Origin of the sequence: Bradyrhizobium sp. USDA 336 (assembly GCF_044908355.1) — a bacterium.
In the GTDB taxonomy this organism is placed as follows: domain Bacteria; phylum Pseudomonadota; class Alphaproteobacteria; order Rhizobiales; family Xanthobacteraceae; genus Bradyrhizobium; species Bradyrhizobium yuanmingense.
The window spans coordinates 4648926-4674562 of the sequence record NZ_JBIYDC010000002.1 but is presented as its reverse complement, the minus strand read 5'-3'; the positions used below and the strand labels follow the sequence as shown (position 1 = coordinate 4674562).

General features: G+C 62.6%; 25 protein-coding genes and 1 pseudogene. 8 read left to right on the top strand and 18 right to left on the bottom strand.

Annotation, left to right across the window (positions count from 1 at the left end):
• Positions 1-227: 227 nt before the first annotated feature.
• The 4 genes from ABIA45_RS22805 to ABIA45_RS22790 form a co-directional block, all read right to left on the bottom strand.
• Positions 228-1091 carry a hypothetical protein gene (locus tag ABIA45_RS22805; RefSeq protein ID WP_404653742.1) on the bottom strand — a complete coding sequence of 288 codons (864 nt, stop codon included), beginning with the start codon at positions 1089-1091 and terminating at the stop codon, positions 228-230.
• 19 nt (positions 1092-1110) lie between these two features.
• The gene (locus ABIA45_RS22800) at positions 1111-2172 is read right to left on the bottom strand and encodes a hypothetical protein (RefSeq protein WP_404653740.1); all 1062 of its coding nucleotides are present in this window, start codon (positions 2170-2172) and stop codon (positions 1111-1113) included.
• Between the two features lie 108 nt (positions 2173-2280).
• Positions 2281-2508, bottom strand: coding sequence for a helix-turn-helix transcriptional regulator (locus ABIA45_RS22795; RefSeq protein ID WP_404653739.1), 228 nt, complete (start codon positions 2506-2508; stop codon positions 2281-2283).
• 316 nt (positions 2509-2824) lie between these two features.
• Positions 2825-4096, bottom strand: a complete 1272-nt coding sequence (locus ABIA45_RS22790; protein WP_404653737.1) for a tyrosine-type recombinase/integrase — start codon at positions 4094-4096, stop codon at positions 2825-2827.
• Positions 4097-4781: 685 nt separating this feature from the next.
• Between ABIA45_RS22790 and ABIA45_RS22785 the strand changes: the two genes are divergently transcribed.
• The 3 genes and pseudogenes from ABIA45_RS22785 to ABIA45_RS22775 all read left to right on the top strand — a co-directional run bounded on the left by ABIA45_RS22785 (position 4782) and on the right by ABIA45_RS22775 (position 6309).
• Entirely contained in the window at positions 4782-5246 is a 465-nt protein-coding gene (locus ABIA45_RS22785) for an antitoxin Xre/MbcA/ParS toxin-binding domain-containing protein (protein WP_404653735.1), read from the top strand.
• 9 nt (positions 5247-5255) lie between these two features.
• Positions 5256-5732, top strand: a complete 477-nt coding sequence (locus ABIA45_RS22780) for an RES family NAD+ phosphorylase (protein WP_404653733.1) — start codon at positions 5256-5258, stop codon at positions 5730-5732.
• A gap of 80 nt (positions 5733-5812) precedes the next feature.
• Positions 5813-6309 (top strand): annotated as a pseudogene (locus ABIA45_RS22775) (DinB family protein).
• A 32-nt stretch (positions 6310-6341) separates the two neighbouring features.
• Here ABIA45_RS22775 and ABIA45_RS22770 read toward each other — a convergent pair.
• Together ABIA45_RS22770 and ABIA45_RS22765 are read right to left on the bottom strand one after the other, a co-directional pair.
• Positions 6342-6746 (bottom strand): nuclear transport factor 2 family protein, encoded by a 405-nt coding sequence (locus ABIA45_RS22770; RefSeq protein ID WP_157285056.1) that lies wholly within the window; start codon positions 6744-6746, stop codon positions 6342-6344.
• Positions 6747-7270: 524 nt separating this feature from the next.
• Positions 7271-7687 (bottom strand): hypothetical protein, encoded by a 417-nt coding sequence (locus ABIA45_RS22765; protein WP_404653731.1) that lies wholly within the window; start codon positions 7685-7687, stop codon positions 7271-7273.
• Between the two features lie 188 nt (positions 7688-7875).
• On the opposite strand from ABIA45_RS22765, the gene ABIA45_RS22760 reads away from it, so the two are divergent.
• The gene (locus ABIA45_RS22760) at positions 7876-9126 is read left to right on the top strand and encodes a vanadium-dependent haloperoxidase (RefSeq protein ID WP_404653730.1); all 1251 of its coding nucleotides are present in this window, start codon (positions 7876-7878) and stop codon (positions 9124-9126) included.
• Positions 9127-9305: 179 nt separating this feature from the next.
• On the opposite strand, the gene ABIA45_RS22755 is transcribed toward ABIA45_RS22760, so the two are convergent.
• Both ABIA45_RS22755 and ABIA45_RS22750 read right to left on the bottom strand, forming a co-directional pair.
• Positions 9306-9710, bottom strand: a complete 405-nt coding sequence (locus ABIA45_RS22755) for a nuclear transport factor 2 family protein (RefSeq protein ID WP_157285054.1) — start codon at positions 9708-9710, stop codon at positions 9306-9308.
• 336 nt (positions 9711-10046) lie between these two features.
• Positions 10047-10346, bottom strand: coding sequence for an AEC family transporter (locus ABIA45_RS22750; protein ID WP_275502508.1), 300 nt, complete (start codon positions 10344-10346; stop codon positions 10047-10049).
• Positions 10347-10491: 145 nt separating this feature from the next.
• On the opposite strand from ABIA45_RS22750, the gene tenA reads away from it, so the two are divergent.
• Positions 10492-11166 carry a thiaminase II gene (gene tenA, locus ABIA45_RS22745; RefSeq protein ID WP_404653728.1) on the top strand — a complete coding sequence of 225 codons (675 nt, stop codon included), beginning with the start codon at positions 10492-10494 and terminating at the stop codon, positions 11164-11166.
• A gap of 13 nt (positions 11167-11179) precedes the next feature.
• On the opposite strand, the gene ABIA45_RS22740 is transcribed toward tenA, so the two are convergent.
• From ABIA45_RS22740 to ABIA45_RS22730, 3 genes are read right to left on the bottom strand one after another with little or no spacing between them, the layout of a single operon-like run.
• Positions 11180-12124: an AEC family transporter gene (locus ABIA45_RS22740; protein WP_271538930.1), complete on the bottom strand. Its 945-nt coding sequence runs from the start codon at positions 12122-12124 to the stop codon at positions 11180-11182.
• A 6-nt stretch (positions 12125-12130) separates the two neighbouring features.
• Positions 12131-13054, bottom strand: coding sequence for an HpcH/HpaI aldolase/citrate lyase family protein (locus tag ABIA45_RS22735; protein ID WP_404653726.1), 924 nt, complete (start codon positions 13052-13054; stop codon positions 12131-12133).
• A gap of 2 nt (positions 13055-13056) precedes the next feature.
• Positions 13057-14223: a CaiB/BaiF CoA transferase family protein gene (locus tag ABIA45_RS22730; protein ID WP_404653724.1), complete on the bottom strand. Its 1167-nt coding sequence runs from the start codon at positions 14221-14223 to the stop codon at positions 13057-13059.
• A gap of 449 nt (positions 14224-14672) precedes the next feature.
• Here ABIA45_RS22730 and ABIA45_RS22725 point away from each other — a divergent pair, with 449 nt between their 5' ends.
• Positions 14673-15023 carry a hypothetical protein gene (locus tag ABIA45_RS22725; protein WP_036009533.1) on the top strand — a complete coding sequence of 117 codons (351 nt, stop codon included), beginning with the start codon at positions 14673-14675 and terminating at the stop codon, positions 15021-15023.
• Between the two features lie 456 nt (positions 15024-15479).
• The gene (locus ABIA45_RS22720) at positions 15480-16157 is read left to right on the top strand and encodes a ParA family protein (RefSeq protein WP_025032179.1); all 678 of its coding nucleotides are present in this window, start codon (positions 15480-15482) and stop codon (positions 16155-16157) included.
• Positions 16158-16229: 72 nt separating this feature from the next.
• Here ABIA45_RS22720 and ABIA45_RS22715 read toward each other — a convergent pair whose 3' ends face one another.
• The 5 genes from ABIA45_RS22715 to trxB all read right to left on the bottom strand — a co-directional run bounded on the left by ABIA45_RS22715 (position 16230) and on the right by trxB (position 20198).
• Positions 16230-16358 carry a hypothetical protein gene (locus tag ABIA45_RS22715; protein ID WP_260345777.1) on the bottom strand — a complete coding sequence of 43 codons (129 nt, stop codon included), beginning with the start codon at positions 16356-16358 and terminating at the stop codon, positions 16230-16232.
• 145 nt (positions 16359-16503) lie between these two features.
• Positions 16504-16653 (bottom strand): hypothetical protein, encoded by a 150-nt coding sequence (locus ABIA45_RS22710; RefSeq protein WP_167361666.1) that lies wholly within the window; start codon positions 16651-16653, stop codon positions 16504-16506.
• Positions 16654-16934: 281 nt separating this feature from the next.
• Entirely contained in the window at positions 16935-17843 is a 909-nt protein-coding gene (locus tag ABIA45_RS22705) for a 4-hydroxy-tetrahydrodipicolinate synthase family protein (RefSeq protein WP_404653721.1), read from the bottom strand.
• A 461-nt stretch (positions 17844-18304) separates the two neighbouring features.
• Positions 18305-19228 carry a LysR family transcriptional regulator gene (locus tag ABIA45_RS22700; protein WP_025032176.1) on the bottom strand — a complete coding sequence of 308 codons (924 nt, stop codon included), beginning with the start codon at positions 19226-19228 and terminating at the stop codon, positions 18305-18307.
• A gap of 4 nt (positions 19229-19232) precedes the next feature.
• The gene (gene trxB / locus ABIA45_RS22695; protein ID WP_036009535.1) at positions 19233-20198 is read right to left on the bottom strand and encodes a thioredoxin-disulfide reductase; all 966 of its coding nucleotides are present in this window, start codon (positions 20196-20198) and stop codon (positions 19233-19235) included.
• Between the two features lie 266 nt (positions 20199-20464).
• On the opposite strand from trxB, the gene ABIA45_RS22690 reads away from it, so the two are divergent.
• Entirely contained in the window at positions 20465-20944 is a 480-nt protein-coding gene (locus ABIA45_RS22690) for an Lrp/AsnC family transcriptional regulator (RefSeq protein WP_271538919.1), read from the top strand.
• 214 nt (positions 20945-21158) lie between these two features.
• On the opposite strand, the gene greA is transcribed toward ABIA45_RS22690, so the two are convergent.
• Complete coding sequence (gene greA / locus ABIA45_RS22685; RefSeq protein ID WP_036009537.1) at positions 21159-21632, bottom strand: transcription elongation factor GreA; 474 nt, start codon at positions 21630-21632, stop codon at positions 21159-21161.
• Between the two features lie 212 nt (positions 21633-21844).
• Positions 21845-25309 carry a carbamoyl-phosphate synthase large subunit gene (gene carB / locus ABIA45_RS22680; RefSeq protein WP_157285045.1) on the bottom strand — a complete coding sequence of 1155 codons (3465 nt, stop codon included), beginning with the start codon at positions 25307-25309 and terminating at the stop codon, positions 21845-21847.
• Between the last annotated feature and the right edge of the window lie 328 nt (positions 25310-25637).

Genomic DNA, 25637 nt, shown 5'->3' with positions numbered 1-25637 from the left:
TCCAGATGCTTTGAGATTTTGCGCAAGCTGGGTCTATATCTCCGCTAATTGCAACCCCGTGCTGGAATGCCGCCTTTCTAAGGAGGTCTGCCGCTGTCGACCTTCTGGTCGCAAATCAGAAAATGCGCGGCACTCGCTCGTCTGGGTAAAAATATCCGGTCGGGATGTTTGTCTCTCCGGGGGGGGCAAATGCGTTGCGAATACACCGCTTTATTTGAGCATTGCGCTCAAACTGCGCGTGCACGCACCGCCGCCTCGAGCTTATTGATGAAGTCCATAATCAGGTCTGCGGTTGCCTGAACATAATCCTTTGTGAATACATTCAGCTCGTTTCCATCCTTGTCGAAACCATTTCTGTGTACGCAATCGTGCCGCAGTCTGATGTCTTTCAATAGTCTGGCTTTGTCAGAGACGAGAGTTAGGATCTTGATCTGGAGCGCGCAGCTATAGAGAAAATCCACTTTTAAGACATTGTGGTAGAGAATAGAGCGAAGGTAGCGTTCGATCGTTCGAGCGACGATGTCTGGTTCTGCCGCAATCTGGCTAATCGTAAATTTTTGCTCATTCAGGTCCTTGTCGTCCGACATGAGCCGCGACTTCGCATCATCGTCATTGAGTACGGCATTCAGCAGCGTGTCGGCAAGATAGGCTTCCATGGCCGTGATTTGGTGTGAAAAAATCATCCTATTGAGCAGTGCGTGACCTTCGTCGCTTCCTTTCTCAGCCAGCAAGGCTGATGTCTCATTGTAGGAAGCCATGAACTCGCTGTACGGATCGTCAGGAACAGCGTAGTCGCTCCAATCGTCCAAATCAGGTTCGTGTTCGAGCCCATACTCGAAGTCTTTTATGACTTTGTGTCCTTGAGCGTCCGTCTCGCGGTCATTCTCCATCCCGACTGGGTATTCCCATAGCGACCATCGAAGCATCCCCAATGCCGGGTGATCTATGACGGCTTGGTATTCCGTTTCGGGGCCCATCTGCCTTTCATCGCTGCTCACAGCGTCCCAGTCTAGCTCGTCACTTTCGATCTCGTAGATTTCACCAGTGCTCTTGTGCTGGATCCGGGCGGTGCCTTTGCATTCGACGATCATTTCCCAACCTGCGTTCGCGTTATCGGTGTCGTTTTCGGGTTGCACTACTATAGGAGTACATGATGCCGTAGTCTATCTTGTGGTCCACGCTTTCGGGGAGCTGCATGATAAGAGCCGAAGATGGATGCTCAGACTGAGCTAGATGCTGAGATTGCTGATCCCGTGTTAGCCATGTGAAGGCGTCTTTAGGGCCAGACGCAGCTCCCCATGTCAGGTGATCCTTGATCGCGAAGCGGCTATTCAGTGGCTCCAAGAGTCTAATGAGGTGTGGCTGCCGATCTTTGAAGAGCTGCACCCGCCGCTGATAGTTGCGCTCATAGAAGCCGCGTGTGCGGTCCGGGTTCGCGCTGCTATTGATGTCATCGGCAATGTGCCGCTGTAAGTCGATGATCCGGATGTGCTTGTCGAATAGCGCTCTGGGGTTCAGCCCTATCAGTTGCGATGGTAGGTGGAGGTTTTGGGCCTTAGTCGCGTCGGAGGTCTGGAAGCGCAGCTCCAGATGCGCTGTTGGCCGGCCATCGATCTTGCTCGGGAAGTCATGATACTCAGCGAGGTTGCGGTCGGGCCTGACTTCTCCAGCGTGCCACTCGGTCCAATAGAGAGTGCCTTCGATCTCGAACATAGCTTGCGGGCGGCGCCAGCGTAGGATGGCGCACTCGCGAATGACCTTGGCCATCAGCTCGATTGACATGTCGCGCGGGAAGATGTCGAAGGCGATATCGAAGCGGCTTAGGCTGCCCCCATATTTGTCGAGCGCAACGAGCAATGCCGGCGTCGGCTGATGGAGAGGGAGGCGGACGCCCCATCGATTGCCTTTGGCGTCGACGATGTCCTCGAACCATACTTTGCGGCCGAGGATGGCTCTCGCCTCAGCAAGCAAGCCTTTCGGTCGGCGAGGGTAGGTGAGTTCGATAGTGTCGATGTAAGCTTCGATGTCCGCGATAAGCGGCTCGTCCAGCGCTTCGGCAGCCGGAGCTGCTAGATCGGCAGGGCGAATGAGCTTTAGCGATGCGGACGAGCGTCTAATCGGGCCGAGCAGCGGGGTGGCGCTTGGGGGGCGCTGGGATTTATTCTTGGGCATGGGCATCGCTTTCATGGAGCGGTGTTCGAGTGCCAGCGCTCGCAAAGGCAGCCGGCGCGACGGTGGGGCGCATCCTGGTGGTCGGGGTGCGCCCCTTCTGCTTTCGGATCAGGTCTCGACCAGCGCCATAACATCGGCGCGCCGATAGAAAGCCTTGCAGGTCTTGCCGGGCTTCAGCTTCACCGGCGGTAGCTTGCCAGCCTTCTCGAGGCGGATGACAGTCGGGTATGAGATGCCGCCAAGCATCCGCATGACCTGCTTTCGCGTGAAGAGCAGACGGTCATCGGGGATGGCTACCGCGCGCTGGCGGACAATCTTTGCGGAGGACGTGGTCACGGACTCGATCCTTCATCCGACGCAGCTCTGCTGCGCAGGGATTTAGAGAAGGATCAGCCGGGTAGTGTTTTTCACGTCCGGATACTGATCGACCCATCCGCCATCCGCCGCTGACACATTTCCAGTCAACGAGGCACGGTCAAATATGCCGTGTGGGCAGGTGCAAGTCACCGTTCAGGTATCCGCATTATAGCGATCAAGCTGAAAAGATCAAAAATAAGCGATGGCCCGATTTGCGCTTTAGAAGCTCCGTCGCTCGCTGAAATTTCTGCGCTGCTCACCTAGCGGAAATCTGGAGACGCGATGACGGAGCCGCTTATTGAGCGGAAGCGGCTTCCGTGACGCGCGCCTTGCGAGCGGCAAGCGCGACCACATTTGCAGGCGCCGGCTCGACAAGCTGCTGGATGTATCCCGCAACACGCGCAAGAGCCTCAGCCTTCTGCTCGAAATAGAGAGATAAATTGTAAACGCCCTCGACGCCTTCAATCGCATGGCCAAGCACTTGCTCGGCAATGCGATCGTCGATCCGAAGGTCAGTCATGAGTGTGCGCGCGGTGCGTCGGAGATCGTGCAGAGTCCACCGAGGCATCGTCGTCGGAAGCAGCTTCCGGATTTCTTCCGCACCCTGGCTGAAGGAATTGAGCGGCTTATCGCCATATCGACCAGCGAAGACATAGGAGCACTCCGCAATCTTGGGAATGCCCTCAAGTACCGCCATGGCTAGCGGCGGCAGCCGGAGCTTGCCGGCGTTGCCCTTCTCTCGCTCTTCGCTAGGGATCGTCCACACATCCTCCTCGATATCGGCCCAGCGCATGGTGACGACCTTGTCGCGGCGCTGCGCCGTCAGAAGGAGGAGCTTGACGAGGCTGCCGTAGGGGCCGAGCTGGCCGGCCGCCTTCCAGACGAGCTTGATCTCATCCGGGGTGAGGATCCGCTTGCGGCGGCTCTTCGGGGCTGCCTTCTGCTTCCGGGCTTTGATCGGGCAAACGTAGTCGTCGTCATCGCCCTCGGCCTCGAACCAGCGCATGACTCCCCTGACAATCCCAAAGACGGTGTCCGCCATCCGGGCGCCATGGTTCTCAGCGATATCCGAGCGGAGGGTAATGACTTCGGATCGCTTGATGCCTTTGAAGGGCTTCTCTCCGAGTTCCGGGTACACGTACTTCTTGAGGCAGCGTTCCAGCTCCGACTTGGACCGGAAGCCGGCCGCATGGCGCTCAAGGTAGGCCTCGGCCACGACTTTGAAGGAGGCCTTGGCCAGGCTGTGACTCTTTGGGCTTAGGAAGGCGGAGGGCTTGGCGAAGAATTTCCGCGCTGCGTCGCGAGCCCCGGCGAGGGTCAGGTCGCGGGGCCATTCCTCTCCCCTCTCGGGATCTGGAAACTCGTCGGCGCCATCTGGATGGTAGCGGCCGAGCTTGAAGGTCTTGGTCCGATGGTTGACGTAGTAGACGGCAACGAAGGTCTTGGCGCCGCCGTAACTCACGCGAAGCATTAGGCCTGGCAGCACAGCATCGAGGTATTCGATCTGCTTACCGGCAGTCGGCTTCAGGCGATTGCAAGCCTCTTCTGTGAGGCGTTTCTTCGGCATTTCCATCCTCGATCTAGCGGAGGCTTAGCGGAGGCAAATCGGGTGATTAGCCGCGATCAGCCGCGATCAAAGATGGATAGCATGTGGAGGCTAAGTCATTGAACCGTAAACTATAATTAATGCCGAGATGAGTAAGGATGAGTAGCCCTGATCAAAGATCGGATGTGGCTGTGGAACAGGAGGTCGGTGGTTCGAGCCCACCCAACTGTACCAATGATCGCAATGATTGGCGCGCGATGCAGCATTTCTCCGATCGCTGAGTTTCGACGCATTGTTAGACTGTCCACAGTGTGGGCGGGGAGCATTGCTGACCGCGCGACTTGGCGATCGCCGGCGGGATTGTGGGGCTGAGCCCAACTGCGAGGAGGCTTGCATCCATCGCTGCCTGTGCTTAGATGCCAATTGGCCGAGTTCTTAAGGCATTTGGCACGGGCTTGCCGAGGCAGAAACCATGGGTAAGAACGAGCGCAGTGGCAAAGGCGTTGCTCGAGTTTCTTCGCGGGGCGTTCGCGCCCCCGGCTCCCTGACTAGCAAGCAGATCAAGGCGATTGCAGTGTCGGCCCTTACTCAGCGGCCTGACCATACGAGTAAATCTCCTTACAAGTCTCGCAAGTCGGCACAGCCTGAACGCCTCTCCGCGGCCGAGCCGGACCCGACCTATCAACCGCAACCCGGCGCCGTTGTCGTGCGAGGGCATTTCGATGCGGTCACGGGGCTCTCGACAATCACCGATGCGCCGTCGCTCGGGCTCGCCAGAAGCGCGGATGAAGCGCACTCCTCGGCCGAGCTGTTCGACGTCGTCATCGATGCCAACAGCCTCTTCCGCATCGAGCCCGCTGCGCTCAAACGCCTTGCCAATTACAGCGATGACGAAATCCACGCGCTCGTCGTGCCCAAGCGCACGCTCGCGCGGCGGCTGTCGGACGGCGAGCCGTTGACGGTCGAGGAGACCGACAAGGCCGTTCGGCTCGCGCGGGTCGACCGGCTCGCCGCAAACGTGTTTGGCGAGGTCGCAAAGGCGCACCGCTGGCTGCGCAAGCCGAAGAAGGCACTCGGCGGGGAGACGCCACTCGCCTATCTCGCGACGGAGGCGGGCGCGCGCGTGGTCGAGGAGATGTTGCATCGGATCGACCACGGCATCCTCGCTTGAGGATTCGGCGTGCGGATCTGGCGGATCTCTAATTTCGATGATCTTTCCGGTATTGGCGGCCTGAAGGCCGACGGCCGCTGGCACGATCGCGGCCGGCACGTTGTCTACGCCGCGGATCATCCGGCTTCGGCGCTACTCGAAGTGATGGTGCATCTGGAAATCGATGTGGAGGACTTGCCGACCAGCTACCAACTGCTTCGTATTGACGTGCCTGATAACCTGGCTGTCGAAAAGGTGAGCTTGAGCGATATTGAGAGAGTATCGCCGAATTGGGCCGGGGATCCCAGGGTGACACGTGATGTGTTGAGGCCGTGGTTCGACGAGATGCGCACGGCCGTGGTGTCGGTGCCGTCGGTCATCGTACCGTTTGCGCAGAACTATCTCCTCAATCCGAGACACGTGGATGCGGCGCGCATCCGCGTGTCTCATGTCGGGCGCTATCCTCACGACGAGCGGCTGTTTGGGCTGCGAACGGGCAAAGTCTGAGGTTGATGGTTTCCTGCTTTGCGCACGTCTGGGCAACATCCCGAGATCAGTCAACATCGCCAATCTTGGAGCTCGAGAAAATGATCTCAGCCGACTATTGCCGCCTTATGGCCCGCTACAACACTTGGCAGAACGCCTCTTTGGTAACGACCGCCGACGGGCTGACCCACGAGGATCGCTGGAAGGATCGAGGGGCGTTCTTCCGGTCGATCGCAGCGACGTTGAACCATCTCTATTGGCTGATGCCCTGATTCTGGAGCGGCTGAAGGGAAACGCGCGTCCAGAGGAAACCATCAAGCATTCCCTCACAAGTCCTTCGGATTGGGATGCCTTCAAGGCGCTCCGCTTGCAACGGAACGAGGAAATCGAAGCGTGGTCAGCGCGATTGCGCGACGCGGACCTGAACGGGATGCTTGTTTGGTATCCCGGGGACGGTTCAACGCGAATCGAGAAGCCAAAGACGCTCGTTGCTATTCAACTCTTCAATCACCAGACCCACCATCGAGGTCAGGTCCACGCGATGTTGACGGCAGCGGGTGCAGACCCGGAGCCGACTGACATTCATCTTTTGGCGTAGCGCGAGGACGCTTCAATCCATCTCATCGCGTGTCAGGAGATCATCGCCTTTACCTGCGCCGTATCCGCAAACTCGATCAGCTCAACGATCTTGCCGTCTTGAAGCCTGAATAGGTCCAGAATCTCGGTGCTGGAAACCTGGCCGGTTGGACGGTATCGAACGTCGACGCGGGAATGGATGGCGACACGGTCGCCGTCGACCAGCTCAGCCAGGATCTCGCGGCCTTCGAAGCCGAAGTCTTCGATCAATTTGCTGAAGGCACCACGCAGGTTCGGGTGTCCCTCCACGCTTCCCGTCAATTCGAGCGCATTCTTGTCGCCCATCAAGGTGAACAGACCCTTGGGATCAAACGCTGATACCAAACCCTCAGCGTCATCGTTGTCGCGTGCAGCGTAAGCGCGCCTGACGGTTGCAAGCATCTCTTCGCGTTGTGCCATGTTACCCTCCCTGACGTATCAGCGGAGCCTAGCGACCTTTGCGTGCAAAGGCAAAATGATTGGAACTGTGCTGCACGACCTTCCACCCGCCACCATCCGCACCGCCACCGGCAGCGTCATCGCCGCCCCTAGGACCACCGCGCCAGAGACGGGGTCACCAGCCGGTATTTCGGTGAAAGTGCACGAAGCTCCACAACGGGCGACGCTCTCCCGAACGCTTATATCCAAGCCGTGCGAGCGAATTGGGACTTGGCTCGGCTGGACAAATTGGCCATTTGGAGTAGCCTTTCTCAGACACGGCAACATGTTAGCGGAGGTTCTCCGTGGAACATCGCGGCGTAAGCTTCTCGATTGTTCAAATGAGCTACCCGGCTGGTTGGAAGTGGACTGTCGGAAAGGGCCGAACAGTGTCGGTCGGTGTCTGTGCGACGAGGCTCGACGCGATCCGCCAGGCTCGGACCTTCATCGACGCGATCTTGGACTGGGCTGCCTAGCCTCAAGTCAAATTGCTCGCCTTCGATTGGTCATGCCGAGCAGCGTAAACCCGGCAGCTGAATTTCTGTCGGTGCGCAGCTCTCTCCCTCCCGCCAGCACCCACACCACCACCGGCAGCGTACGCCGCAGCGTCCCCAGCGCCACTGCGCCCGAGACAGGTTCACCAGCCGCTGATACTGCACAGCATGAATGTACACATTCGCCCCTGTCGGCATCGCCGCGAACAGCACGATGACGCCGGCGGCAGGTCGAGCAATCTTGCCAGCACGAACGTAGCCGGCATTGCCGCAAGCCGGAGCGGCACGCATCACCAAAATGCTCGGCCGCTCGCTCTTCATCTCGCGCGAAACGAATAGATGCCGAGCTTGATCAGCGCCGTCGGCGAGCCCGATGCGCAAAGGATGTAATGATTGTTCGGAAGACTGCCGAGATTGCAGGTCGTGCATCAGGTAAGCCAGTCGATCTTACTCTTTGGGCGCGCCTCAAAGTCTTTTCGAGGAAAGCGACGACGGGTGTAAACTGTTTCACAGCAGCCGGGTTGCTGCACTCTTAAGATCGTTCTGCACTTCCACGTTCTTGCGCGGCTCGTCCGTACAAGATGTCGCTCTCTGTTGAAACAACGAGGAGCATGAAGATGAAGACGTTTCTTGCAACGAAATCTCCATTTCTGATCGTCGCCACTCTTGCAGTCTGCATCGGCACTGCGCGTGCCGATGTCATCATGGACTGGAATGCGAAAGCAGATGCGATTGCCGCTGAAAAGAAGGTCCTGCCTGTGCCACAGGCCCGGACGATGTCGATGCTGCACGTTGCCATGTTCGAGGCCGTCAACGCGATCGACAGGCGATACACTCCATACAAGCTGGATCTCGTGTCAGACCGCTCCACGTCCAAGGAAGCGGCGGCGGCTGCTGCGGCCTACAACATTCTTCTGACGATCTATCCGGACCAGAAATCTGCCCTTGATACCGCCCTCCATGCATCGCTTTCCGGCATTCCGGACCCGGAGGGAAAGGCGAATGGAATCGAGCTTGGAACGATGGCCGCTTCCGGCGTGATAGCGTTGCGCAGGAATGACGGCAGTGACGTTCAGGAGACTTATCGTCCCTATACAGCCCCGGGGGCCTATGTGCCGACCGTGGTGCCGATCGGCACGACGGCTGGAAGAATGACCCCTTGGGTCATGACATCGGTCTCACAATTCCGTCCAGCGCCACCACCGGCGCTCGATTCCGAGACCTGGACCAGAGACGTCAACGAAATTCGGGAGCTCGGCGCTCGCAACAGCACCACCCGAACGGCAGAGCAGACCGCGATCGGGCGAGCCTGGTTTCTGGTCGGGCCTCCCAGCTTCAATCCAATCGTCCGGCAAGTCGCATTGGCCAAGAATATGGACGTCGTGGACTGCGCTCGTCTCTTCGCCCTCGCCGAGATCGCGGGGAACGACGCAATCGTTGCCGTCCTTGATGCGAAGTATCACTACAATTTTTGGCGGCCGCTGACGGCCATACGCAACGCGGACATCACGCACAATCCGAAGACGCCACGCGAACCGTCCTGGTTGCCGCTGGGCGAAACGCCGATGCATCCCGAATACCCCTGTGCCCACTGTATCGTATCGGCGGCGGTTTCCACGGTTCTCCGGTCCATCGCCGGCGATGAAGTCGGAGAGCTAACGATGACTAGCCCCACTGCGCCAGGGGTGACTCGCAAATGGACCAAGCTCCAGGATTATAGCGATGAGGTCTCAAATTCCCGCATCTATGCCGGTTTCCATTACCGTTTCTCGACGGAGGTCGGAAAGGACATGGGCCGTAAGATCGGTGACTTGGTTGTCGGGACACAGCTTCGCGGGCTGGAAGCGCGAGCTGAACCGAAGCAGTAAGCCGGCGTGCAGGTAAACTGCGAACACACAGAGGTCGAGAAGCGCTCGACATCGAGGCATCCAGGCTTGAGATAGCAGAACAAGTCGACGTTCGAACATGGTGGGCAGGCAGCCAGTGCTCTGCCCACTTATATGGTGGCTTGCTGCCCGCTCTGAAGCAAATCGAACCTCATCGTCCGTCAGGAGATCATCGCCTTGATCTGCGCCGTATCCGCAAACTCGATCAGCTCCGCGATCTTGCCGTCCTGAAATGTGAACAGGTCCACGATCTCGGTGCTGACCGCTTTCCCGGTCGGGTGGTATCGCACGGTGACGCGGGAGTGGACGGCGACGCGATCGCCGTCGACCAGCTCGGCGAGGATCTCGCGGCCTTCGAAGCCGAAGCCCTTGGTGAATTGGCCGAAAGCTTCGCGCAGGGTCGGGTGGCCCTGCATGCGTCCTGTCAATTCGAGCGCACTCTTGTCGCCCATCAGGGTGAACGCGCCCTCGGGATGAAAGGCCGTCACCAGGCTATCGGTGTCGCCGCCGTCGCGCGCGGCGTAGCCGGCCCTGATCAATGCGAGCATGTCTTCGCGGTTCGCCATGTGCCCCCTCCCTGCAATATGTATCGGGGCAGCCTAGCGACCTTTGCGTGCAAAGGCAAAAAGATCGCGCGGCTCCAGCGCGACGAAGCAGGACGGTTCGTCTTCGTTCCCCGATTGTGGAAGAAAACGATGGCCAGCACCGGCGAACCTTTTCATAGCCCCAGGTGTTTGTAGCTGCGGCAGGACAGACAACGCTGAGGGAGCTTAGCTATGAACGGTATCATCTATATCATCGGGCTGATCGTCGTGATTGCTGCGGTGCTCTCGTTCTTCGGCCTGCGCTGATTGGCAATTCGGCGCGAAGCCGTGCGGCGTCGCCCGCCAAGCTTCCGACCCCTAGCTCGCCACCACCCACACCACCACCGGCAACGTCGCCGCCGCCAGCAGCGTCCCCAGTGCCACTGCGCCCGAGACCGGGTTCACCAGCCGCTGATACTGCACGGCAAAAATGTACGCATTCGCCCTGGTCGGCATCACTGCGAGCAGCACGATGACCCCGGCAGCCACCGGCGGCAGGTCGAGCAGCTTGGCCAGCCCGAACGCGGCTGCCGGCATCGCCGCCAGCTTCAGCGCGCACATCACCAGGATGCTCAGCTTCTCGCCCTTCACCTCGAAAGCGGGGCCGGTTGATGCCAAGCGATCAGTGCGGCTCGAAGGGGGGCATCCGCAACGTTGCTCAAAGCCGGCTTTGTCCGCGGCCACCGTAGCTCCTCCATTCGCAATGCGCTATCGGTAGCGAGCCAATGACGTTTGATGGACAAGCAAGCAGGCGGAAAAGATCGTGAGTTTTTTCGAACGTCTCAAGACGGCCGCGTCCACTGAGTGGCGGGCCTATACGGAGCATCCCTTCACGAACGGATTGGCGGACGGCTCGCTCCCCGAAGCGGCGTTTCGTCACTACCTCATTCAGGACTATTTGTTCCTCATCGAGTTTGCTCGCGCCTACGCGCTCGCGGTCTACAAGTCGCCCAGGCTTGCCGACATGCGTGAAGCCACGGCCGGCCTGTCGGCCATCCTCGATGTCGAGATGAACCTGCATGTGAAGCTCTGTGCCGAATGGGGCCTGTCCCCGAGCGACCTTGAACAAGCCCCTCCGGCGGCCGAGATGCTGGCCTATACGCGCTATGTGTTAGATGCGGGAATGCGCGGCGATCTGCTGGCGCTCAAGGTCGCGCTTGCTCCTTGCGTGATCGGGTACGCGGAGATCGCAACGAGGCTCGTCTCGCGCCCCGATGCCGACGCCGCGACGAATGCCTACCGCGTCTGGATAGACGAATACGCCGGCGGGCCGTACCAGGAGGTCGCGGCCAAAGCGCGGACGCATATGGAGCATCTCGCCGATCTCTACGCCACGCCGGCCCGCGAGGCCGAGCTGATTGCGATCTTCAAGGAAGCCACCCGCCTGGAGGCAGACTTCTGGGAGATGGCCTGGCGCGCCGGCAAGGCTGTCGCATAGCGGTGTCGGCCGCCTACTTCCCTCCTGCCACCACCCACACCACCACCGGCAACGTCAACGCCGCCAGCAGCGTCCCGAGCGCCACCGCGCCCGACACCGGGTTTACCAGGCGCTGATACTGCACCGCGAAGATGTAGGCGTTCGCGCCGGTCGGCATCGCCGCGAACAGCACGACGACGCCGGCGGCGATGGGTGGCAGGTCGAGCAGTCTGGCCAGCACGAACGCCGCGGCCGGCATGGCGAGCAGCTTGAGCGCGCACATCACCAGGATGCTCAGCTTCTCGCCCTTCACCTCGAAGCGGAACAGGTTGATGCCGAGCGCGATCAGCGCCGCCGGCGAGCCCGCCTGCGCCAGCAGCTCGATCGTCTTGTCGACGACGGGGGTGAGGCCGAGTCCGGCAAGGCGCCAGACCACGCCGAAGCCGATCGCCAGCATCAACGGGTTGCGTGCTAGGTCGGCGATCACGGGCCAGATGATCGCGAGCGGTGAGCCCGTCTGCTTGCGGCTGACCAGCTCCATCTGCAGGATGCCGCAGAGCCAGAGCAGCGGCGTGTTCACCGACAGAATCAGCGCCATGGGTCCCGCCGCCTCGTTGCCGAGCGCGGAGAGCACGAGGGGAATGCCGAGCATCACGATGTTGCCGTAGACCGAGCCGATCGCGAACACGACGCCGTCCTCGCTGCTGCCGCGCCGCCCGCGCAGGAGTGCGGAGATCATGAGCGCCGCGATCCAGGTCAGCGCCAGCGCGCCGTAATAGGCGCCCCACATTCGCCAGGGGCTGACGTCGGGGAATTCCGAGACGACGATGGTGCGGAAGAGGAGGGCAGGGATCGCGATGCTGAAGGCGAACTCGCTGATGCCCTTGTGAGCGCCCTCCGAGACGAAGCGAAACAGCACAGCGGCATAGCCGGCCGCGATCAGCGCAAACACCGGCGCGACGATCAGCAAGGTGGCCATGCGCCTCTACGACCCCAGCCCAATGATCCTCCGCGCCATCCGCACATTGGCATAGTCGATCATCTTGCCGTCCAGCGTCACCGCGCCCTGGCCTTGCGCTTCGGCTTGCTCCATCGCCTCGACCACCCGCCGCGCCTGGGCCAGCTCCCCGTCCGAGGGCGTAAACGCGCGCAGCGTCGGCTCGATCTGGTCGGGGTGGATCACCTGCTTGCCGTCAAAGCCCATCGCGGCGGCCTTTTGCGCGCTGGCCTCGGTCAGCCCAGCATCGCGGAACGCGCCGCAGGGGCCATCGATCGCCCGCAGGCCGTGCGCGCGGGCGGCGACCAGCAGGCGCATCATGGGATAGGCGAACAGGTCGAGCGGCGCTGTGGCGTAGCCGCTTTGCGCTGAGCCGACGTGGCGATAGCCATCCGGCGAGATGCCGATGTCGGAGGTGCGGGCGCCGAGCGAGGCCGCGAGGTCGCCGACACCGAGATGCAGCGCGGCCACGCTGTCGTGGCACGCGGCGAGGGCGTCGACATTGACGAGGCCAAGCGCCGTCTCGATCAGCAGCTCGAGCGTAACAGGCGCGGCGCGATCGGACGCGGCTGCGCGCAGCTGATCGGCCATGGCGACGATGTCGCTCACCCGCTCCGCCTTCGGCACGATCACAGCATCCAGCCGGGGCAGGGCCGCCAGAGCGCGGATCTCCTCTGCGATGAACGGGCTGTCGACGGCATTGAGCCTGACCGCGACATGCTTGCTGCCCCAGTCGAGCGAGGATAGCGCGCGGGCGGCCTCCGCCAGCGCAACGCCCTTCTCGGCGGGCGGCACGGCGTCCTCGAGGTCCATGAACACCGCGTCCGCCAATGATGCCGCAGCCTTGGCGACGAGACGGGCGCGATGCGCGGGAACGGCGAGATAGGCCCGCGTCGGCCGGAGCGAGACCATTGTCACGCCTCCTTGCTGAGGCCGAGTTCGCCGAGGATCGACGCGTTGTGCTCGCCGACATCAGGCACCGGGTCCATGCGCGGCGTCACGCCGGGAATGGTGAGCGCGGGCAGGAAGCTCATCACCGGACCGCACGGCGATCCCACGCTTCTCACCCGCGCGCGGGCATGCAGCTGCTCATGCTGGAGGAAGGCCTCGACCGAGTTCAGGTGCGCGTTGGCAATCGCGGCTTCGTCCAGCAGGCGCAACACCTCCGCGCTGGTCATGGCTGCAAAGCGCCGCTCGATATGCGCTTGCAGCTCGTCGCGGTTCTGCATGCGCAGCGGATTGGTGCGGAAGCGCGGGTCGTCGGCAAAGTCGGCATCATCAAGCACGATCCGGCACAGCGAGCGCCATTCCCGATCGTTCTGGATGCCGAAGAAGATCGTGTTGCCGTCGCCGACGCGGAACGGGCCGTAAGGCGCGATCGTCGCATGCTTGGCGCCGGTGCGCGGCAGCGGCCGGCCCGTGCTCTCAGTGTAGAACGCCGGATAGCTCATCCAGTCCGTGATGGAATCGAACAGCGAGGCCTGGAACGCCGTGCCCTTGCCCGTCCGCTCGCGGGCGTACAGCGCCATCAGCACGCCGTTCAGGATGTACATGCCGGTGGCGATATCGACGACTGATAGCCCGACCTTGGCCGGCTCGGCCTCGGTGCCGTTGATGGCGAGCACGCCGGCCTCGCACTGCACCAGGAGATCATAGGCCTTCTTGTCGCTGTAGGGGCCGCCGGTCCCATAGCCCGAGACGTCGCAGGCGATCAGGCGCGGGTACTTGCGCAGCAGCGAAGCGGCATCGAGGCCGAGCCGCTCCGCCGCGCCGGGCGCGAGGTTCTGGATGAACACGTCGGCTCGCGGCAGCAGCGCGTCGAGCACCTTGCGCCCCTCGGGGCTCTTGATGTCGATCGCAAGGCTTTCCTTGGAACGGTTGGTCCAGACGAACTGGCTCGACATGCCGTTCATCACATGATCGTAGTCGCGGCAGAAATCGCCGCTGCCCGGCCGCTCGATCTTGATCACCCGCGCGCCCCAATCCGCCAGGTGCCGGCTCGCCAGCGGCGCCGCGATCGCCTGCTCCAGCGAAACCACCGTTACACCCGACAGCGGCAGCTCCGCTTCATTCCCATCCATGTCGCCTCCACTCCCGCTCGCTTCTGATCAGCGCAGGAGAACGAGCACCATCCACGCGCATTTTTGACGGTGACATCATGCCCCTGTTTTGCCCGACGAGTCAAATTTGACTTCGAAAAATCCTAAAATCTGGTGGCGTGAGTGTTTACAATGACTTGGCTACTGTGCATGGGGTTGTTTTCGCGATTTGTGTTTGGAGGGCCAGACTCTCCCTCGCACAGCTGTCATCCCCCGCGCAGGCGGGGGATCCAGTACGCCGCGGCCTCTCAGGGAACGTTGAGCGGCTCTGGAATACTGGATCCCCGCCTTCGCGGGGATGACACGGTGGAGATAGGGCCCCCCACCCTGTTGCCGAGAGCGCACACGTGCCGGCTTTCGCACTTGCCCTCGGTTGCCAACGAACCGCCATTCACCCACTATTCGCGCTGACTCGTGATGTGGGGGGATCGATGCCGGCGTTTCGCTTCAAGTCCTTTGCAAAGCCCTTGGCCGTTGCAAGCCTCGCGCTTGCCCTGGCCATCCTGGCGCTGCCGCGCGCCGGCTTCGCCTACACCCAGGAGGAGCAGCAGGCCTGCACGCCGGATGCGATGCGGCTGTGCGGCGAGTTCGTCCCGAACGTCGACGCCATCACCGCCTGCATGATCAAGAAGAAGGCGCAGCTCTCGCCGCAATGCGCGGTGTTCTTCCGCCGCGGACCGGCGCCGCGCGAGCAGCGCGCCGGCAAGCCGACCCAGATCGCGCCCAAGGCTGCGAAGAAGACCGCCAAGCCGGCGCCGAAGAAGAAATCCAGCCAAGGCTGAGCGCCCAGCGACCAAAAGGCTGAGCGCCCAGTGACCAGAGGCTGAGCGCCCGGCGGTGCGCGTTCCCGGTTTGAAACTCCGCCGAAGGGGCGCAACCGCGCGCCTTCCTCGTTCCGGCCCTGACATCGGCTCTGCGGGCAGCCAGCGGACTCGTTTTGTTCGCACGACGCGCGGGCTTGCGTCGATCGACGGGGCCGCCTGAAAAGATGCGCGGGCAGATTTGCGCGGCAAGGTTGCATTCCACTTTGTCCCGCGCGTTGCTCAAAAAACGCACAGACGCGCGCACGAGCGGCATTTCGATGCGGCCCGTGTCTCCGTCCTGCGAAGCAGTGTGACTCAAAAGCCAACACGTCTTGTTATTTCGTGGCTGTCGCGCAGCTCCCGACAAATTTTTCTTTCACGAATCAGCGCACTGATTCATTTTCGCGGCCTGGGGTCAATCTGGAGGCGGAAGGTATGAACGTCATTGTTTTTGCATCACGTAAAGGCGGTTCGGGCAAGAGTACCCTCGCCGCGCATCTCGCCGCGCAGATCAAGGCGAGCAAGCAGGTCATGCTGGTTGACGCCGATCCGCAGGGCTCCCTGACGCTGTGGCACAAGCTCCGGGGCACCAACGAGCCCCCGATCAAGGCTGCCGTCAACTCCGTCAGCGGCATCGTCTCCGCAGCCAAGCGCGACGGTTATGAATGGGTGTTGATCGACACGCCGCCGAACCTGTCGGCCGTCGTCGACGACGCGATCAAGAATGCCACCATGGTGGTCATCCCGGCGCGTCCCGGCGTGTTCGACGTCAACGCCGTGCAGGAAACCATCCAGATGTGTCGCGCCGCGCGCAAGCCCTACGCGGTCGTGCTCAACGGCGCCCCGGCCAAGCGCGACGAAGCCGAAAGCCCGATCGTCACCATCGCCCGCGAAGCCCTAGCGAAATTCCGCGCTCCGGTGTGGGGCGGCCAGATCACCAATCGTTCGGATCTGCTGATGGCGCTCAGCCACGGCGAAGGCGCGCGCGAGTATCAGGCCGAGAGCCGTGCGGCTCAGGAAATCGCCAGGCTGTGGGCGGCGATCGAGCGTTCGGTGAAGGCTATCCGTGGCACCGCGTCGGCCTCCGGCGCAATGCACAAGCAGGCAGCTTAATTTTCATTGGTCATTCCGAACGGCGAAAAACGCGCGGGAATGTCCGCGCGTTTTGCGTTTCTGGGCTTGTCCTCACGCCACCATCAGCATGTAGAACACGATGACCGGCGACAGGGTCAGGATCACCGACCAGATGCCGACGGCCCAGAGAATGTCCTCGGTGCTGAAGCCCTGCTGTTCGGCGTCGAAATGCGACGCCATTTCATTCTGACTATTCACAAACGCCCCCGCGATTTCTTCGCTATGGGCGTCGGTGATAGCAGCGATGTTTTAAGATCCGGATCGCATCTGCCCGTGCATTTTGAACACAGGTGCTACCACGGATTAACCATCCGGTACGCCGGCCTCAGCCGACCAGCCAGACGCGAAACAGCAACACCGGCATCAGGCCGAGCATCACGGCCCAGAACCCGAACGACGAGACGACGAGAATTCCCTTCAAGAGATCGGCGGGCGCGAACTGGCTCGCGGCCGTTGGCCGGGTGCGATACCCCATGGTCATTTCCCCTTCGGTAACTTTGGACAGAACGATAGGCGCAGTCACGTAAACGAGACGTGGATACGGATTGCGGCAGCTGCGAAGGCCGTTGGGGCGCGGTTAACCACGCGCCGCGCTCTCTCGCACCCTCTCCCCGTTCTTACGGGGAGAGGGTGGGGTGAGGGGCTGTCTCCGCAAATGCTTTGGCGGCTGGACTCGCAGAGGCTCCCCCTCACCCGGAATTTGCGCAGGCGCAAATTCCGGCCTCTCCCCGCAAGCGGGGAGAGGCGAAAGAAGCACTACGCCGCGATCGTCATCCGTCGCTCGATCTCGCGATCGATCGTTGCCGCGAGCTCGCTGCTCACTTCCACCATCGGCAGGCGCACCTCCGGGCTGTCGATCAGGCCGGACCGCCACAGCCAATACTTCGCCGGCGCGGGGCTCGGCTCGGCGAACAACAGCCGCGTCAGCTCGGCGACCTCGTCCCAGCGCGCCTGCGCCGCATCGTGGTTGCCGCGCTTGTGCTCGCTATAAATTGCCGCGAAGGTCGCGGTCTCGACATGGGCTGAGAGCACGATGCCGCCGTCAGCGCCGTCACCGAGCGCCTCGAAATAATTGGCGTCCTCGCCGGTGAGCACGCGAAAGCCCTTCGGCCGGTCGCGCAAGAGCGCGATCGATTGCTCCCGGCTCGCGCCGCAATCCTTCAGGCCGACGATGTTCTTGTGCTCGGCAAGGCGCAGCATGGTCTGGTTGGTGATGTGGACGGCGCAGCGATAGGGAATGTTGTAGAGCGCGATCGGCCATGCGGCGTGGTCGGCGAGCGCCTCGAAATGCGCCAGCAGGCCACGCTGCGACGGCCGCACATAATAGGGGCTGGCGATCAGGTAACCGTCGATCGGCCAGTCCGCGGTCTCGTCGAGGCGCTCCTGCAGACGCGAGGTGTCCGCGCCCGACAGTCCGAGGCAGATCGGCAGGTTGCGGCCGGCGGCCGCCATCTCCTCCCGCACCACGGCGACGAGACGTTCGAGCTCGGCTGCGCGCAGCGTCATGCCTTCACCGGAGGTCGCGCCCAGGATGAGGCCGTCGATGCCGTGCGCGCAATAGTGCCGGGTCAGCCGCCGCAGCGACCTCTCGTCCAGCGCGCCGTCCTGGAACGGCGTCACCAGCGGCAACCACAGCCCGTGCAAGTGATCTCGTAGTCCGGTCATGTTTCCATCTCCTTCTCGGGAAAAATGCCTGAGACGGAGGGCACATGAAAAAACCCCGTCCAGGCGGCGGGGTTTTCGAAGATTTGCAGCGATGACGAAGTCGGCTAGCGCGCGCAAAAATCCGAGGCCCCGGGATGGGGCCCTTTTTTCGAGACGATGGCCTCGAACGAGATTGCGCACGACTTCGTGATCATAGGCCAATGATGCGGGGTAGGCGTGGAACTGTCAATACACGCGCAGGGCGAAGCAATATTTTGACGAAAAAAAGCCGGACCCGAGGGCCCGGCTTAGGTATTGGCCACGTGAGGCCGACACAATCACCTTCCAAGAGGGATTACTGAACTCCCGCGCCACTGGAGGAGGGGGACAAATGCGCAACGCGAAGGCTCAGCGTGCAAACATTATGAGCTTGCCGAGTGCCTTGCAGCAACAGCCGAGGCCGCATGTCAGTCATGCGGAAATCAGGACGGCCAGCGTTGCGCCTTGCTCACCACGAAGTCACGGAACACCTGTACGCGCGCGACCGTCTTCAACTCCTCGGGATAGACGAAGTAGGTGTCGAGCTGGATCGAATCCGACTCGCCGAACAGCTGCACGAGCTTGCTCTGCTCCTCGACGAGGTAATCGGGCAGGGCGGCAATGCCGAGGCCCTGCGCGCAGGCGCGCACGAGACCGAGGATGTTGTTGACCTTGAAATAGGCCTCGCGCGGACCCGAGCCGTTGCGCCCGGCTTCGATCAGCCAGTTGCGGTTCTGCAGGTGCGGCGCGAAGTTGCCGTCCGAGAGCGTGATGATGCGGTGGGAGTCGAGCTCCTCCAGCGTGCGCGGCGTGCCGAAGCGCTTGATGTATTCCGGCGAGCAATAGGCGTGGAAGCCCATCGCGAACAGCTTGCGCTGGATGAGATCCGGCTGCGTCGGCTTGCGGGTGCGGATCGCGACGTCAGCCTCGCGCATCGACAGATCGAGCTCCTCGTCGGTGACGATCAGCGAGATGCGGATCTCCGGATAGAGCGCGGTGAACTCGCCGAGCCGCGGGATCAGCCAGTTGATGCCGACGCCGGGCGTGGTGGTGATCTTGAGATCGCCGCTCGGCCGCTCGCGGCTGTCGGTCAGCTTGGCGCGCGCCGCCTGCAGCTGCATGAACACGTCATGCGCGGTGCGGAACAACAGGTCGCCCTGCTCGGTGAGGATCAGCCCGCGGGCGTGGCGGTGGAACAGCGAGACCGAGAGCTCCTGCTCCAGCGCCGAGACCTGGCGCGACACCGCCGATTGCGACAGGCCGAGCTGCTCGCCCGCATGCGTGAAGCTGCCCGCTTCCGCCGCGGCGTGAAACACCTTCAGCTTGTCCCAGTCCATATCCGTAAATCCGTCGCGTGTTCGGGGCATGATTCTATTCCGCTGCCGCGCGCTCGCTGGCGCGAAGGGCCAAGAAACGTTCGGCTTCGAGTGCGGCCATGCAGCCGAGGCCGGCGGCCGTCACGGCCTGGCGATAGGTTTCGTCGGCGACGTCGCCGGCGGCGAACAGGCCGGGCACCGAGGTCGCGGTCGAGTTCGGAGCGACCTCGATATAGCCGGAGGGTTTCAGCTTGACCTGATCCTTGACAAGCTCGGTCGCCGGCGCATGCCCGATGGCGATGAAGATGCCGTCGGCCTTGACGTCCGTCAGCGCGCCGGTCTTGACGTTCTTGAGCCGGACATGGGTGACCTTATTGGGGTTCTCGGTGCCGCAGATCTCGTCGACCGCGGCGTCCCAGATCACCTTGATCTTCGGATGCTTGAACAGGCGCTCCTGCAGGATACGCTCGGCCCGGAAATGATCGCGACGATGCACGATCGTGACCTGCGAGGCATGGTTGGTGAGGTACAGTGCTTCCTCGACCGCGGTGTTACCGCCGCCGACCACGATCACCTCCTTGCCACGGTAGAAGAAGCCGTCGCAGGTGGCGCAGGCCGACACGCCGCCGCCCTGGAACTTGGCTTCCGACGGCAGCCCGAGCCAGCGCGCCTGCGCGCCGGTGGCCAGGATCACGGTCTCGGCGAGATAGACGTCGCCGCTGTCGCAGGTGAGGCGGAACGGCCGCTGGGCCGTCTCCAGCTTGGTCACCAGGTCGGAGACGATCTTGGTGCCGACATGGACCGCCTGCTTCTCCATCTGCTCCATCAGCCAGGGGCCCTGGATCACGTCGGCGAAGCCTGGATAGTTCTCGACGTCGGTTGTGATGGTGAGCTGGCCGCCGGGCTGGATGCCCTGGATCAGGATCGGCTCAAGCATCGCGCGCGCGGCGTAGATCGCGGCGGTGTAGCCAGCCGGGCCGGAGCCGATGATGACGACCTTTGCATGAACAGGAGCGGACATTTCGATGGACGCCTTTCACGGGGGATTTGCAGCGCGGGCGCGGAATGTGCCGGGAGGCCTAGCGGAGGCGCTGAAATATCAGAGCTAATCTAAGCAATCTGGCGAGCCATGCAAGAATTGCATTCCCTATCGGCGGATTTTTCCAACAGGGAACAAAAGTCGATTGCGCTGCACGCGCAATAAAATTGCGCCGGCGGTGAGGATTGCGCTATGAGGATTTCGACAAATCACCCAATACCGCCGCAAAGGCCAGGAGTTCCAATCACGTGTCGCGGAACCTAGACGAGATCGACCTGAAAATTCTCACAGAGATTCAGGCCGACGGTCGAATCACCAATGTCGAGCTGGCCAAGCGCGTCGGCATCTCGCCGCCGCCCTGTCTGCGCCGCGTCCGGGCGCTGGAGGAGGAGGGTTACATCCACGGCTATCGCGGCCTCCTTGACGCACGCAAGCTGGGCTTCGACGTCACCGTTTTCGCCGCCGTGCACCTGTCCAGCCAGGCCGAAGGAGATTTGCGCGCGTTCGAGGAGTTCGTCCGCGCCGAGCCCCTGGTGCGGGAATGCTGGATGCTGTCCGGCGAGGTCGATTTCATCCTGAAATGCGTCGCCCCCGACATGGCGACCTTCCAGGATTTCGTCACGCACCTCACCGCGGCGCCGCATGTCCGCAACGTGCGCACGTCATTGGTGCTGCACAATTCGAAGTACGAGGCGGCCGTGCCGCTCGAGGTGAAGGGACGGCGGTAGGTCGCGCTAACTCGTGCCCCGGACGCAGCGCTTCTTCAGCGGTGCGCTGCAGAACCGGGGCCCATCTCACCGCGTGCCGTGCTGCCTTCTGGGTCCCGGCTCTGCGCAGCAACGCTAAGGGCGTTGCAGCGCGTCCGGGACACCAGACGCAGAAACAAAAAGGCCGCGCACTGCGCGGCCTTTTCGAAACGTCAGCAGGCGCAGCGGCAAGTCCTTACCGCCACTCCACCTTGGTGATCTCGTACGCCTTGGCGCCGCCCGGCGTGTTGACCTCGACCGTGGCGCCCTTCTTCTTGCCGATCAATGCGCGTGCGAGCGGAGAGGTGATCGAGATCCGGCCCTTCTTGGCGTCCGCCTCGACCTCGCCGACGATCTGCCACACCGTCTTCTTCTCGGTGTCCTCATCGACCAGCGTCACGGTGGCGCCGAACTTGATAGTATCGCCGGAGAGCTTGGAGATGTCGATGATGTCGGCGCGCGCGAGCTTGTCCTCGAGCTCGGCGATGCGGCCCTCATTGTGCGACTGCTCTTCCTTCGCGGCATGATATTCCGCGTTCTCCGACAGGTCTCCGTGCGAGCGCGCCTCGGCGATATGCTCGATGATCCGCGGACGGTCCACGGACTGGCGCTGCTTCAATTCTTCCCCGAGCGCGACAAAGCCGGCCTGGGTCATCGGAACCTTTTCCATCGTCTCTCTCGTCCTTCGATCGTGCGCCCCAGAATGCGGATGGGCGCCGCAACCTTGATTCGTCAGTCCTCCAGAGCCCAAAGAGGGGCTGCCGGACCTTGACAGATATGGGCTTTAGCGCCGGAACAGAACTGCCACCTGGCCGGACAGTTCCTCCGGCCATTGTGGCTTCATTGCCAATCACTTAGCGGAAGCTTCGCTGCCGCTAGCGATCAGGTTTCCGAAAAGTAGCTCTGCAGGGTACGAACCTCAAGGTCCCCGCCCAAATAGGCGCGGATGCCCTGCGCGGCCGCCACGGCCCCGGAAAGAGTGGTGTAATATGGCACTTTATGCAAGAGGGCCGCGCGCCGCAGCGAGCGGCTGTCGGCCAGCGCCTGCGGGCCTTCGGTGGTGTTGAAGACGAGCTGGACGTCGCCATTGGTGATGGCATCGACGATGTGCGGCCGCCCTTCCAGCACCTTGTTCACCTTCTCGGTCGGGATGCCCTGGTCGGTCAGGAAGCGCGCCGTGCCCGAGGTCGCCAGCACCTTGAAGCCGAGCGAATGCAATTCGCGCACGGCATCCGCGATGCGCGTCTTGTCGCTTTCGCGCACCGAGACGAACACAGTGCCCTTGCGCGGCACCCGCGTGCCGCCGCCGAGCTGACTCTTGGCGAAGGCGACCGCAAACGAGCGGTCGATCCCCATGACCTCGCCGGTCGAGCGCATCTCGGGGCCGAGCACGGTGTCGACGCCGGGGAAGCGCGCGAACGGGAAGACCGATTCCTTGACGCCGACGTGCTTGAGCGCCGCCTTCTTCAGCTTGAAATCGGCAAGTTTCTCGCCGGCCATGATGCGCGCGGCGATCTTGGCGACCGGCGTGCCGATCACCTTGGCGACGAACGGCACGGTGCGCGAGGCGCGCGGATTGACCTCGAGCACGTAGATCTCGCCGTCCTTGATGGCGTATTGCACGTTCATCAGGCCGATGACGTCGAGGCCGAGCGCGAGCTCGCGGGTCTGCCGCTCCAGCTCCCCGATCATTTCCGCATCGAGCGAGTGCGGCGGCAGCGAGCAGGCGCTGTCGCCGGAATGGATGCCGGCTTCCTCGATGTGCTCCATGATGCCGACGATGAAGGTGTCCTTGCCGTCGCACAGGCAGTCGACGTCGATTTCCGTGGCGTCGGACAAATAGCGGTCGAACAGCAGCGGGTTCTTGCCGAGCACGGTGTTGATCTGCCCGGTCTTGTCGTTCGGATAGCGTGCCTTGACGTCGGCCGGCACCAGCTCCGGCAGCGTGCCGAGCAGATAATCGTTGAGCTGGTTCTCCTCGCGGATGATCTGCATCGCGCGGCCGCCGAGCACGTAGGACGGGCGCACCACCAGCGGCAGGCCGAGATCGGCGGAGACGAGGCGGGCCTGCTCGACCGAATAGGCGATGCCGTTCTTCGGTTGCTTGAGGCGCAGCTTGTCGAGCACGCGCTTGAAGCGGTCGCGGTCCTCGGCGAGGTCGATGGCGTCGGGCGAGGTGCCGAGGATCGGCACTTCGGCGGCTTCCAGCGCACGCGCCAGCTTCAGCGGCGTCTGGCCGCCGAACTGCACGATCACGCCGTGCAGCGTGCCCTTGCTGCGCTCCTTGGCGATGATCTCCAGCACGTCCTCGGCGGTCAGCGGCTCGAAATAGAGCCGGTCGGCTGTGTCGTAGTCGGTCGACACCGTCTCCGGATTGCAGTTGACCATGATGGATTCGTAGCCGGCGTCATGCAGCGCGAAGCAGGCGTGACAGCAGCAATAGTCGAACTCGATGCCCTGGCCGATGCGGTTGGGACCGCCACCGAGAATGATGACCTTCTTCTTGTCGGACGGCGCGCTCTCGTCCGCGGGCAGGCCGGCGAACGGCGCCTCATAGGTCGAGTACATGTAGGCGGTCGGCGAGGCGAACTCGGCCGCGCAGGTATCGATGCGCTTGTACACCGGGTGAACGCCGAGCGCGTGGCGTTTCGCCTTGACTTCGGCCTCCGTCGTCTCGGCCAGCACGGCGAGCCGCGCGTCGGAGAAGCCCATGGCCTTCAGCGTGCGCATGCCGAAGGCGTTGCCAGGCAGGCCGTTCTTCCTGACCTTCTCCTCCATCTCGACGATGCCGCGCATCTCGGCGAGGAACCACGGATCGATCTTGCAGGAGTTGAAGATGTCCTCGTTCGACCAGCCGAGCCGCATGGCCTGGGCGACCTGGAGGATGCGGTTCGGCGTCGGAGTGCCGAGCGCGGCGCGGATCGCGTTCTTGTCGTCGTCGCGGCCGAGGCCCTCGATCTCGATCTCGTCGAGGCCGGTCAATCCCGTCTCGAGCCCGCGCAGCGCCTTTTGCAGGCTTTCCTGGAAGGTGCGGCCGATCGCCATGACCTCGCCGACCGATTTCATCGAGGTGGTCAGCGTGGTCGAGGCGCCCGGGAATTTCTCGAAGGCAAAACGCGGCACCTTGGTGACGACGTAGTCGATGGTCGGCTCGAACGAGGCCGGCGTCGCGCCGCCGGTAATGTCGTTGGCGATTTCGTCGAGCGTGTAGCCGACCGCGAGCTTGGCGGCGACCTTGGCGATCGGAAAACCGGTGGCTTTCGAGGCCAGCGCAGAGGAGCGCGACACGCGCGGATTCATCTCGATGACGACCATGCGGCCGTCTTCGGGATTGACGCCGAACTGAACGTTGGAGCCGCCGGTCTCGACCCCGATCTCGCGCAGCACCGCCAGCGAGGCGTCGCGCATGATCTGGTATTCCTTGTCGGTCAGCGTCAGCGCCGGCGCGACAGTGATGGAATCGCCGGTGTGCACGCCCATCGGATCGAGGTTCTCGATCGAGCAGACGATGATGCAATTGTCTTTCTTGTCGCGCACCACCTCCATCTCGTACTCTTTCCAGCCGAGCACGGACTCCTCGATCAGCACTTCGTTGGTGGGAGACGCGTCAAGGCCGCGCTCGATGATGTCGAGGAACTCTTCCTTGTTGTAGGCGATGCCGCCGCCGGTGCCACCCATCGTGAAGGAGGGGCGGATGATCGCGGGCAGGCCGATCTCGGACAGCGCCATCATGGCCTGGCCGAAGGCGTATTCCTGGTAGCGCTTGCGACGCTCGCTCTCGCCGAGCGTCCACTGCCGGTCGAGCTCTTCGAGCTCGGCGCCCGAAGCTTTTGCGCGCGCCGCCTGATACTTCTCGCGGAACGACTTCTTCAGCTCGGAGGCGTTGGCGAGCCGCGACTTCGGCGTCTCGAGCCCGATCTTGGTCATGGCCTCGCGGAACAGCTGGCGGTCTTCCGCCTTGTCGATGGCATCGGCGGTGGCGCCGATCATCTCGACGTCGAACTTCTCCAGCGTGCCCTGCCGGCGCAGCGACAGCGCGCAGTTCAGCGCGGTCTGGCCACCCATGGTCGGCAGCAGCGCGAAGCCGCCGGGGACGACGTGACGTTCCTTCTCGATGATCTTGGCGACGATCTCGGGCGTGATCGGCTCGATATAGGTCGCATCGGCCAATTCCGGGTCGGTCATGATGGTGGCCGGGTTGGAATTGACGAGGACGATGCGATAGCCCTCCTCCTTCAGCGTCTTCACCGCCTGGGTGCCCGAATAGTCGAACTCGCAGGCCTGGCCGATCACGATGGGACCGGCGCCGATGATCAGGATGGTCGAGATGTCGGTTCGTTTGGGCATCACCGCTCACGGGCTGGGATCTGGGCACAAAAAAAGGGCGCGCTTGCCGCGCGTCCCCATTTGGCGAGAGCGCGGGGGTCTCCCTCGCGCGCGGGTGGGTCTTAAACCAGTTTTTGGAGCGGCGAAACCCCGAAAAACGCCCATCAACCGCCAATTTTCAGGGGTTTGGGACTCTGCCGAGCGCGCCCGGCTTCGCCCGTTGGGCTTCGCCGCGGCAGCCTTCGCTACGAAGGGCTTGCCGAGCCGAAGCTGGCGAAGCCAGCGAAGCGTGGAGACCCGGCCTGGATTTGAACCAGGATGAAGAGCGATGCACCGCCCCCGCGTAGAC